Genomic DNA, 10,483 nt, shown 5'->3' with positions numbered 1-10,483 from the left:
TTTATTTTTTTCAAAATGAGAATTGCTGCTTTTTCAATTTCTCAATTGAGTCGCGCAAAAAAGAAGATTTGGAGGTTGACAATTGATTTTAAATTTGTTATCATAAAGTTGATAAGGAAGAACTATCATAAAATAATTCAAATGGATGGGATTGATCCAAGGAATCCCCACACATAATTTTTACCGTTACAAAAAATGTAACCAAGTCTTATTTGGGTTAAAGCATTATTTAACTATAAGTATGCAAATTACACCTTGGGGTGTGAAAATGTTTTGGTGGCTGTTAATAACAGTTACCCCAAAATTGATAGGTTTTTAGAGGAGTGTTAAGGAAAATGTCTATCACTGTTTTATCTAATTATCGCTTTCCAACCCGGAATTTTGGGAAAGTATTATCTTTGAGTATATTTTTCAGCGCGATTTTTATGTTACCTGCATCAGCACAAGAAAAATTATGGCGGACTTTAACTGTAACGGGAAAAGGAGTAGAAACAATTTCGACAACTTTATCCCAAGTTAGTTTGGGTGTGGAAGTTCAAGGAAAAACGGCTGAAGATGCTCAAAAGGAAGCAGCACGCAGATCATCGGCTGTGGTAGCTTTGCTCGAAAAACGGAATGTCGAAAAATTGACCACTACAGGTATTCGCCTCAACCCAGTTTATAGCTACAATGGTAATGTGCAGCGAGTTACTGGGTATGCAGTTAGCAATACAGTAAACTTCCGTATTCCTACAGATAAAGCCGAAACTTTATTGGATGATGTGGTGAAAGCTGGAGCGACACAAATTAATGGTGTGAGTTTTATTGCTAGTGATGAGGCGATCGCAATTGCCCAAAAACAAGCCTTAAAAAAAGCTACCCAGGATGCTCAAGAACAAGCGGAAACGGTTCTTAGCGCCTTAAAATTAGAACCAAAAGACATCATCAGTATTCAAATTAATGGTGCAACACCACCCTCCCCACCTCTACTGTACAGGATTGAAGCTGCTAAAGCTAGTCTCGCAGATGCTTCTACTCCCATAATTGCCGGTGAACAAGAAGTACAAGCATCAGTAACATTACAAATTAGCTATTAGTCAGTGGTCATTAGTCATTAGTCAGTGGTCAGTAGCAAAGAAAAACAACTGACAACTGACTAAATTAGAAATTATCTGGAGACATATCTGATCCTCCACCTTCACCATCACGCTTAGAACCTAGTAAATCTAGCTGGTCTACATGAATCACTGGACTAGAACGGGTAACTCCACTTTGGCGATCGCTCCAAGTATCAAATCGCAAAGAACCTTTAACCCCAATCAAACCACCTTTACGGACATAATTGCCAGCAACTTCCGCAGTTTTTCCCCAAAGTTCCAGATTAAACCAGTCTGGTTTATCATTGTTGCGTGATCTTCTATTGACAGCTAGAGTCAATCTACATTTAACTGTACCCGACTCAAAATATTTCATATCTGGGTCGCCGCCGACACGACCAACAAGAGTAACAACATTAATGCTCATGGTTTTTATTTCCTAGTATTTTTGTATTGTATTATTCTGAATTCTATAATAACTAATTGTGAAATAATTAAAAATATGTTAGAATCATAACAGTTAACTACCGCAAAAATTCAAAAAATACTTGACATTTAAAAAAAATTATACGGTTATACTGAGTGACCTTGAGAAGATATAACTTAAGATTCATGACACTAAACTCCAGATTGACAAAAGCTAGATAAAAAAATAGTCTAGTCTACTGGAGTCAGGCAACCAAATATCATGGCATCTATCATTATTAACTCTTATCTTTGTAGTCAGAAGTAGTGTAAATAGGGGGCATAGAGAAGCGTGGGTCTTTTCAATTTTAATTTTCGTCCATCCTGGGATATGGGTATCGACCTCGGTACAGCCAACACCCTAGTTTATGTATCTGGTAAAGGAATTGTCCTGCAAGAACCTTCCGTCGTTGCCATTGATCAAAATCTGAAAGTGGCACTGGCAGTGGGAGAAGAGGCTAAAAAAATGCTCGGACGCACACCGGGGAACGTCATTGCCCTGCGTCCCCTGCGCGACGGTGTGATAGCTGACTTTGATACGGCTGAATTGATGCTAAAAAGCTTTATTCAGCGGGTAAATGAAGGGAGATCCCTGATGTTGCCCCGAATTGTCATTGGTATCCCCAGTGGTGTGACTGGAGTAGAAAGAAGGGCTGTTATGGATGCAGCCACCCAAGCCGGAGCTAGAGAAGTATATTTGATTGATGAGCCAGTTGCAGCAGCAATTGGGGCCGGACTGCCAGTAGCAGAACCTACTGGTAACATGATTATTGATATTGGTGGGGGGACAACAGAAGTAGCAGTATTAAGTCTTCAAGGAACAGTAATCAGCGAATCAGTCCGCATTGCTGGAGATGAATTAACTGAAGCCATTACTCAGTATATGAAGAAAATTCATAATCTGGTAATTGGTGAGCGCACGGCAGAAGATATTAAGATTAAAATAGGTTCTGCTTATCCGACCGCAGACGATAATGATAGTGTAATGGAAGTACGAGGCTTACATTTACTGTCTGGTTTACCCAGAACCGTCACCATCAAAGGCCCGGAAATTCGGGAAAGTATGGTAGAGCCTCTAGCGGTAATTATCGAAGCAGTTAGACGCACACTAGAACGGACACCGCCCGAACTAGCAGCAGACATTATTGATCGTGGGATCATGTTGGCAGGGGGTGGTGCATTGCTCAAAGGTCTGGATACATTAATTAGTCATGAGACAGGTCTTGTTACCCATATAGCTGCTGATCCTTTAAGCTGTGTAGTGCTGGGAACAGGTCGCGTATTAGAAAACTTCAAACAGTTGGAGAGAGTATTTAGCGGGCGTTCTCGTAATATGTAGTAGTAATTAGTAAGTTAGGAATATATGGGTTCTGTATTTATTCATAACTATAGAATCCATTATTTTCAGTAAAAGTACATGAGGGTTGAGTTCAGAATTTAATGAAGCGCAGGATCTAAATTCAAAGCCAGACAACAAGCCAGTTTTACTCCTTCTTCTTGACTCCTGACTCCTTCTTCCTGACTCCTAACTCCTAACTCCTAACTCCTAACTCCTAACTCCTAACTCCTAACTCCTAAATAATTTATAAAATATATACAGGTTATTATGTTTACTTTAAAACGCTGGTGGGAATACAAAGGATTACAAATAGGATTATTAGCCTTAGTTGTAGGTAGTGCTTGGACACTCAGAGAGACAAAAGGAGCATTGTTACGCGAGATTTACCGAGGAATCACCAGCCCCTTACAGATGCTACAGTCAGCAGCAATTCCTGAACAAAATATTAAAGATGCAAGATTTTTAGAATTACAGACTCGCATCGTTGATTTAGAAAGCCAAAATCAGAAATTAAAAAGTTTACTGGGTTACATAGAGAAAGAAACCTTGCCACAAAAGCCAATTATAGCCAGGGTGGTAGGACGCAGTGCGGATCATTGGTGGCAACAGGTGATTTTGAATCGGGGGACTGCATCAGGCATTCAAGAAGGTTCTATTGTCAAAGCCGACGGTGGATTAGTCGGTTTAGTAGATACTGTGACAACTAATACTAGTAGTGTATTGTTAATAAGTGATTTAAAAAGTCAAGTAGGCGTAACTATCAGCCGCACATCAGCTAAAGGAGTTTTGCAAGGTGATGCTTCCGCTGAAGGGGTATTAGAGTTTTATGAAAAAGTTCCTAATGTTAAAATAGGTGACTTAGTATCTACCTCTACTTATAGTCAGAAGTTCCCGGCTGGTTTAGCCATAGGGAAAATTAAATCCTTGGATTTAAAGAAACTTCCAGCCTCAATAGCTAAAATAGAGTTATTTCCGCCAATTCGTTACTTAGATTGGGTAACTGTTTATCCTCAACTAGACAAACAAGATTTAGAAACTCCGAATGTGACCAAATGATGAATACAGCAGGAGTCACCGAGTCAGGCGTAAAACTGGCTTGCTGTCTGGCTTTGAATTTAGATTTTGAATTTAGATTTTGAATTTAGATTTTGAATTTAGATCCTGTACCTCATTAATCTGCAATATGCTGTATGTAACCGTAACCTAACCTACCTGTGTCATAGCAGAGCAGGTTGGTTGTAATAAAAATTTATATTCGGAGTCATTAACTTATTCAAACTGGTATCCTAGAGTATTAGTCAAATACTAGGACAACACGGCGTAAATAAACAACCCATTCTAAATCGGTGAAAAGCCTATACTATCCTCGCTTTGACTTTAGACTTCCGCCCTGCGGTACTAGGGGTTTATTTAGGGTATCCTAGATGCGTATCCTCAATGGTCTTCTCTTGAAGTATTGATAATCTCCTCTGAAATTATCCCTACAGTTGAGTAAAGAATCTATTGATGAAGATTTAACTACCCAAAATCCTATACCGTACCTCTTTAGGAGTAAAATTGGATATTATCTAGTTCCGAATCCTGTTACTAGGTCAATTTTATTACTAGATTTTGATCAGACAACATATTTACAACTCTCAGAGGTGAAACTAGTTAAATAATTCGGTTCTCTACTTGGATATTTTGTCCAAATTTTGTCTTTACAAAGAGGTAAGATAATGGCTATACATAATTATGTACCTTAAAGATATTAGCGAAATTACCACTTGATAATTGCTATAATCTATTCTTCCCTCTAACATTCTTATCTATTATTAGGTGTAAATTTTTATGGGTTCTCCAATGAATCGTCTGTCTATTTTTGTAGACGGAAACAATATGTTCTATGCTCAACAAAAAAATGGTTGGTTTTTTGACCCCCGGCGCGTTTTAGAATATTTCAAATACGAACAGTCAGACACTACATTAATTAATGCTTTCTGGTACACTGGATTAAAAGACCCTCAAGACCAACGAGGTTTTAGAGATGCACTTATTAGTTTGGGATATACAGTCCGCACGAAAATCCTCAAAGAGTATTATGATGATGCTTCGGGTCGTTACTCTCAAAAAGCGAATTTAGATATTGAAATTGTCGTTGATATGTTTAATACGGTAGATCAATATGACAGAGTTGTATTATTTAGCGGAGATGGTGATTTTGAAAGGGCTATCGAATTATTACGCTCCAAAAATACTCATATTACAGTGGTATCCACTGAGGGCATGATAGCCAGGGAATTACGTAATGCTACTGACAGATATATAGACTTGAATGATATTAGAGATAGAATAGAAAAAACTGACGGTTAACTTAGCTTAGTATTTATTTACAAATCTCAAAGTTAAAAACTCTCATTTCACAGTTCCAGTTATTTTATCAAGCAAGAATTTAGGAATTAGAAGTCGGTGATGATGATAAATTCTCTAGGACTGACAAATCAAACCACATTTGATTAATTCTAATTCCTGAATATTCTTTTATTAAGCCCACTCTCAAAACTCACAGAGGTTAAGCTAATGAGCAACCAAACCGATAGAATTATCATCTTTGACACCACATTGCGTGATGGAGAACAGTGTCCTGGAGCAACTCTCAACATAGACGAAAAGCTAGTTATTGCCAAACAACTAGCCCGTTTAGGAGTAGATATTATTGAGGCTGGTTTTGCTTTTGCTAGTCCTGGGGATTTTGAAGCAGTGAGCAAAATTGCCCAAACTGTGGGGACAGAAAATGGTCCGGTAATTTGTAGTTTGGCTAGAGCCAGATATGATGATATTAAAGCGGCTGCGGAGGCGATTAAACCTGCTGCTAAAGGGAGAATTCATACTTTTATTGCTACCTCTGATATTCACTTGCAATATAAGTTGAAAAAGACTAGACCGGAAGTGGTGGCGATCGCTGAAGAAATGGTAGCCTATGCTAAAAGCTTCACCGATGATGTCGAATTTTCTCCAGAAGATGCGGGACGTTCTGATCCAGAATTTTTGTATGAAGTCTTGGAAAGAGCGATCGCAGCCGGTGCAACAACTGTTAATATTCCTGATACCGTAGGATACACCACCCCCAGCGAATTTGGCGCAATCATTAAAGGCATTACTGAAAATGTCCCCAACATTGACAAAGCCATTATTTCTGTTCACGGCCATAATGATTTGGGTTTAGCAGTTGCTAACTTTTTGGAAGCTGTCAAAAACGGCGCTCGTCAGCTAGAATGTACGATCAATGGCATTGGTGAAAGAGCCGGCAATGCCGCTTTAGAAGAATTAGTCATGGCCTTGCACGTTCGCAGACAATATTTTAATCCCTTCTTAGGACGGGCTGAAAATTCGGAAGCACCACTCACCAATATTGACACCAAACAAATCTATAAAACCTCCCGTTTGGTTTCCAATTTAACGGGAATGTTGGTGCAACCAAATAAAGCCATTGTCGGTGCAAATGCCTTTGCTCATGAATCTGGGATTCACCAAGATGGGGTATTGAAAAACAAACTCACTTATGAGATTATGGATGCCCAATTAATTGGTTTATCAGACAATCAAATAGTATTGGGTAAACATTCTGGCAGAAATGCTTTTCGGACACGCTTGAAAGAATTGGGTTTTGAACTATCAGAAACCGAACTGAATAAAGCCTTTGTTAAGTTCAAAGATGTAGCTGATAAAAAGAAAGAAATCTCTGATTGGGATTTGGAAGCTATTGTCAATGACGAAATCCAACAAGCACCAGAGTTATTCCGGGTGGAGTTGGTACAGGTTTCCTGTGGTAGTAATACTCAACCCACCGCCACAGTCACACTCCGCACTCCCGACGGAGAAGAATTAACTGATGCAGCCATTGGTACAGGTCCAGTAGATGCGGTGTACAAAGCCATAAATCGGGTAGTGAATATACCGAATGAATTGATTGAGTTTTCTGTACAATCTGTCACCGGAGGAATTGATGCTTTAGGGGAAGTAACAATTCGCCTACGCCATCAATCCCGTGTGTTTTCAGGTCATGCAGCCAATACAGATATCATTGTGGCATCGGCTCAGGCTTACGTGAATGCACTGAATAGACTTGTTTCAGCTTTACAGCAGGAAGTGAAGGAAGAAGTCACAGCATAGGCACATATATATCTATATCTAATATCTAGATCCCCGACTTCTCAAAGAAGTCGGGGATCTGTGAATCTTGACTAAAGAATGAGTAGAACGTTTTTCAGGGTTAGAAGAAACTTAATTATATTAGACTTAAGAGAAATAAAGCATACTAAAAATTAAAAATGCCATTACCGATAAACCTTTCATTTCTTTTAACTAAACCCACAGGTACAACAACCTACGCTCTTAATCTTTTACCTCATTTAGAAAAACTTGAGCCAATACTTTTGACCTCCCAATCTTTCCCTGACTATAAATGCTATCCAACTCCTAACAACCTCACATCCGAACAAGGTTTAAAAGGACATTTTAATCGCTTACTTTGGACACAATTCCAACTACCAAAAATATATAAAAATCTCAAATCCCAACTTTTATTTTCCCCTATCCCCGAAGCACCTTTATATACTAATTCTCGGTTTATTGTTACAGCATTTGATATGATACCGCTGCGGTTTCCTAAACGCTTTTCACCATTGACAACATACCATAAATACTATACTCCTGAAGTTTTTAAACAAGCAGAACATATTATTTGTATATCAGAATCAACAGCTAATGATATCATTCAATTTTACCAAATTCCTAGTAATAAAATTACACCAATTCTCTTGGCGGGCGACAACTCACATTTCCAATTCCTGAACCTTCCTACCCGCAATTACTTCCTATATATTGGTCGTCAAGATCCTTACAAAAACCTCCAAAGACTAATTACCGCTTTTTCCGCATTACCTAACAGAAATGATTATGAACTATGGTTAGCGGGTCCCTATGATCAACGTTACTCTCCATTATTAGAAACACAAACTCAAGAATTAGGAATAAGTCATCTTGTTAAATTTCTTAACTATGTATCCTATGAAGAATTACCAAGAATTATTAATCAGGCATTAGCACTTGTTTTCCCTACTCTGTGGGAAGGATTTGGTTTACCAGTTTTAGAAGCAATGGCTTGTGGTACACCTGTTATTACTTCTAATATTTCCTCACTTCCAGAAGTTGCAGGAGATGCTGCTATTTTAATTAATCCCTATAAAATAGGAGAGATTACAGCAGCGATGCAAGCAATTATTAATGATTCAGAACTGAGAAAAGAACTTTCAGAAAAAGGACTGAAACGAGTAAATCAATTTAGTTGGAAAAAAACTGGAAAAGCTACAGTTGAAGTTTTGAAACAATATCTTTAAGAAAATTTATAATTTTAAAACCCATTTTCTGCACTCTTATTGTAATAATAGTAAAATCAACTTGATGGGTGAAAAATCCAAATTTATCAATCTTGGATTTTCCTAATATGAGTAAAATATTTGATTGATAATCGAAATAGAAGATTTTGATATATACTTGCAGGGTTGCAGATTATGACATCACCTTTTGAACCGTCGCAGAAAATTCCAATTAAAATACCATCTAATCATCCTGACCTATTATTAGGACTAGATAATTTACTACAACTCGGTTTAATATCCAATGATCAAATTAAACAATTAGCACGTCAATATCTCATTTGTACCGTAGTATTTACACCTCAGACTGAATCAGAACCAGAAGTAATTTCCAGACCTCGCACAGCCCCACAAAGACCCTTAATTGCCACTTTACCACCCATCACAAAACCACCAGCAAAACCCAGTTTTGTTAATTCGATGTTGCAATCTTGGGGTGAAGAATTGAGTGTGCGATGGTTGCTGTTTTTGGGTGTGTTTTTAGTAGTGCTTTCTTCTGGTGTTCTCGCTGCAAGTCAGTGGGAAAGATTTCCCGCAGTTGGACAGTATGGGGTTTTATTTGCTTATACTTTGAGTTTTTGTGGTTTTACATTTTGGGCAGGTAAACAAAGCAATTTAAGGCTAACTGCACAGACATTATTAATAGTCACATTGTTATTAGTACCTATCAATTTTTGGGCAATGGATAGCTTTAGTTTGTGGCAAAATCCATTAAACTTAGTTGTGATGGGGATTGCATCGCTAACCCTGACATTTATTACTAATCAACTTTGCAAAAACAGAAATATTATTAGTCATTTTCCCAGTGGTAAATTACCTTTAGCTAATATTATCGGTTTGAGTTATTTACATTTGGGTTGGAAATTAACAGGTTTTCCCCTAATTGCTGTTTATTTAGCAATGATAGGAACAACAGCTATTACTGTCCATCATCAATTAACACAATCGGAAGAAGGTACAAATACAGAAACGCCACAATGGGGAATTAGTTTATATTTTACTTTCCTAATTTATGCGTTATTAACGTTACTCACAAGGGCTATTTTTATAGCTGGTGTTAATATTACAGAGTTAGGTTTAGCGATTGGTATTTGCGGTGGTTTGGTAATTTGGTTATCAGAAAAAAATTCCTCTCTAAATTCTTCTGCACTTTGGGAAAAGTTGGGAGGAAGTTTACTCTTATTCGGTTGGCTAGTTTCAGTCATAACCCAACCAGCGCAAGCAATCATAGTTAGTGGTTTGAGTTTATGGTTTTTTAGCCGTCGTTTACAAAGATATAATCTACAACTTGATTTTCTAGCTATTTTCTTAATTGGTTTACAGACAATTTGGCTAGGTTGGCGATTAATACCTTATGAATTGCAAAGATTAGTAATTAGCGTAGCTACTAATTTAACAAATTCTCAAAATGAGCCTTGGGCATTATTGAGTATTGCTTTGTTTCCTTACGTCATTTTGATGTTATGGATAACAGGTAAATTATATGATCAAAACAATCAAGAACTAGCAAATTTTGGCGAATATCTTACTTTATTTTTAGGAATTTGTTTGACAATAATTAGCTTAATAAATCCGACATTAAGAACAGCTAATTTTTTATTATCTACGATTACTCTATCTACCTTTATTCAACGTCGTGCAGATTTTTATCCTTCCTTGATATATTTGACTCATAGCATGGGAGTATTGACGCTGATTTCTAGCATTAATTGGTTTTTACCAAGTTTAAATCAAGAAATTTGGGCAGGTATTTTACTATCTATTATGATAGCTGAATGGGGGTTTAGTCTTGGTGAAGGTATATGGCGACGGAGTGCATGGTATATTGGTTTAGTATTAGCGGCACTCAGTTTTTCTTTATTGTGGGTAAATGCTCAAAATTATTGGTATGGTAATTGGCAGAACCCAAATTCTTGGGGAATAATTTGGTTAGTTACACCTTTAGCATTGACAGGTTTAGCTATTCGTACCACTGAACCCAATCGCACTACTAACAGTTTTTTAAGTGTCTTAGCTGTGGGTGTTTCTCAATTATTAACTTTACCATTACCAGGAATTAGATTAATCGGTTTGGGTATGGGTGTAACAGTGATGTTAGTTAATACTCGCTATTTAAGAAACCAACTATATGCGTAGTTTTTCACTCTCCCCCCACTTTCGAGAGTTTATAGGGTAGGTAGAAGTAG

General features: G+C 37.5%; 8 protein-coding genes. 7 read left to right on the top strand and 1 reads right to left on the bottom strand.

Annotated features, from left to right (window positions below; genetic code table 11):
- The first annotated feature begins 335 nt into the window (after positions 1-335).
- Positions 336-1,076, top strand: a complete 741-nt coding sequence (locus FJR05_RS01940; protein ID WP_168642559.1) for an SIMPL domain-containing protein — start codon at positions 336-338, stop codon at positions 1,074-1,076.
- Positions 1,077-1,140: 64 nt separating this feature from the next.
- On the opposite strand, the gene FJR05_RS01935 is transcribed toward FJR05_RS01940, so the two are convergent.
- Complete coding sequence (locus FJR05_RS01935; RefSeq protein WP_168642558.1) at positions 1,141-1,503, bottom strand: single-stranded DNA-binding protein; 363 nt, start codon at positions 1,501-1,503, stop codon at positions 1,141-1,143.
- Between the two features lie 369 nt (positions 1,504-1,872).
- On the opposite strand from FJR05_RS01935, the gene FJR05_RS01930 reads away from it, so the two are divergent.
- From FJR05_RS01930 to FJR05_RS01905, 6 genes are all read left to right on the top strand, one after another.
- Positions 1,873-2,880 carry a rod shape-determining protein gene (locus tag FJR05_RS01930; RefSeq protein ID WP_168642557.1) on the top strand — a complete coding sequence of 336 codons (1,008 nt, stop codon included), beginning with the start codon at positions 1,873-1,875 and terminating at the stop codon, positions 2,878-2,880.
- Positions 2,881-3,147: 267 nt separating this feature from the next.
- Entirely contained in the window at positions 3,148-3,936 is a 789-nt protein-coding gene (gene mreC, locus FJR05_RS01925; protein ID WP_168642556.1) for a rod shape-determining protein MreC, read from the top strand.
- Positions 3,937-4,710: 774 nt separating this feature from the next.
- Positions 4,711-5,232 carry an NYN domain-containing protein gene (locus tag FJR05_RS01920; protein ID WP_027402274.1) on the top strand — a complete coding sequence of 174 codons (522 nt, stop codon included), beginning with the start codon at positions 4,711-4,713 and terminating at the stop codon, positions 5,230-5,232.
- 207 nt (positions 5,233-5,439) lie between these two features.
- Positions 5,440-7,032 (top strand): 2-isopropylmalate synthase, encoded by a 1,593-nt coding sequence (locus FJR05_RS01915; RefSeq protein ID WP_168642555.1) that lies wholly within the window; start codon positions 5,440-5,442, stop codon positions 7,030-7,032.
- A gap of 158 nt (positions 7,033-7,190) precedes the next feature.
- The gene (locus FJR05_RS01910) at positions 7,191-8,258 is read left to right on the top strand and encodes a glycosyltransferase family 1 protein (RefSeq protein ID WP_168642554.1); all 1,068 of its coding nucleotides are present in this window, start codon (positions 7,191-7,193) and stop codon (positions 8,256-8,258) included.
- A gap of 174 nt (positions 8,259-8,432) precedes the next feature.
- Positions 8,433-10,433, top strand: coding sequence for a hypothetical protein (locus FJR05_RS01905; RefSeq protein WP_174783549.1), 2,001 nt, complete (start codon positions 8,433-8,435; stop codon positions 10,431-10,433).
- Positions 10,434-10,483 lie beyond the last annotated feature (50 nt).

It is taken from the genome of Dolichospermum sp. UHCC 0259, assembly GCF_009711935.1.
Lineage (GTDB): Bacteria > Cyanobacteriota > Cyanobacteriia > Cyanobacteriales > Nostocaceae > Dolichospermum.
This window is presented reverse-complemented; position numbering and strand designations above follow the sequence as displayed.